We start from the raw sequence: 1,339 nt of genomic DNA on the forward strand, positions 1-1,339 counted from the left end.
TGGCAGGGCGGCTGCTTCGGCACCGACGAGACCGAGACCCGCAAGGGCGCCACCGGCACCCGCACCGACGACGTCGCCGACTGGGTCCAGCAGACCTACGCCCGTACGGTGCTGACCCGCGCCAACTGGAAGAACGCGCGCCTCATGGCGTCCGGTCACTTCACCGACGGTGGCGCGACGAACAGCAAGCGCCGCATGGACCTGTTCGTCGTCTGGAACGACGGCTCGGCCTCGGTCTTCCAGGGCGCCGACCACAGCGACCCGAAGACCCCCTTCACCGCCGAGTACAAGGTCGCGAGCGCGGGCAGCTACTGGAAGGACGCCAAGACTCTCACGGGCACCCGCGTCGCCGAGAACGGCAGCGACGGCCTCACCGTGCGATGGGCCAGCGGCAAGCTGTCGACGTACACCCACGTCGACACGAAGGGCTTCCACGACGAGAAGACCCTCGCCCCCGTCGGCTCCTGGTACTCGCACGCCAAGATGATCACGGCCGGTCGCTTCACGGGCAACGCCCTCCGCGACGACCTGCTCGTCCTGTGGGAGGACGGCTCCTCGTCGATGTACTCCGACACCGGCGTCAATGATGTCGCGAAGGAGACCCAGCTGACCCGGGCCAGCAACGGCTGGGGGGACGACGCCCTGCAGATCGCCGCGGGTGAGTTCGCCGGCAAGAAGACCGCCGACCTGATGGTCCAGTGGAAGGACGGCCAGAACCAGGTCTTCCCGGGCGTCGACACGGCGGGCTACCACGGCCGTACCCAGGTCCGTGCCGAGAAGTCGGCCTGGAAGAACATGGCCCAGATGACGGTGGGTAATTTCACCTCCGCCAACGGCGGTCCCAGCGACGTTCTCATCCGCTGGAACGACGGCAACCTGAGCTACTACCCGAGTGTCACCGACAGCGGCACCCCGAACGCCGAGGTCCAGCTCGTCGGCTGACCCGTCGCTCTCCTAGGGCCCCGTCCTCCGGCGACCCCCGGCTGGGCGGGGCCTTGTTCTTCCTCCGCACATCCCCAGGAGCACCACTCCCATGTTCGACAAGCGTTCACGCCTCGCGTGGGCAACCGGCCTCATCGCCTCCACCATCGGCGCCGCCGCCCTGACCGCGACCCCCGCAGCCGCAGTCGTCGGCGACGAGGCCAAGGACGGTCAGTACGCCTTCACCGCGAAGGTCGACATCGGTGACGGCAAGCGCAGCTGCACCGGGGCGCTGGTCGACCAGCAATGGGCCCTGACCGCCGCCTCCTGCTTCGCCGACGACCCCTCCCAGGGCTTCCGGATCACCGGCGGCACGCCCAAGCTGAAGACCACCGTCACCGTCGGCCGCACCGACCTC

1 protein-coding gene and 1 pseudogene are annotated in these 1,339 nt (G+C 68.9%); both read left to right on the plus strand.

Annotation, left to right across the window (positions count from 1 at the left end):
* Window positions 1–942: pseudogene (locus LE181_RS31830) on the plus strand (S1 family peptidase); the annotation flags it as partial.
* Between the two features lie 91 nt (window positions 943–1,033).
* The coding region (locus LE181_RS31835; protein WP_225665096.1) for a trypsin-like serine protease at window positions 1,034–1,339 on the plus strand (306 nt) is incomplete at its 3' end.

The sequence above is a fragment of the Streptomyces sichuanensis genome (assembly GCF_020328095.1).
In the GTDB taxonomy this organism is placed as follows: domain Bacteria; phylum Actinomycetota; class Actinomycetes; order Streptomycetales; family Streptomycetaceae; genus Streptomyces; species Streptomyces cinnamoneus.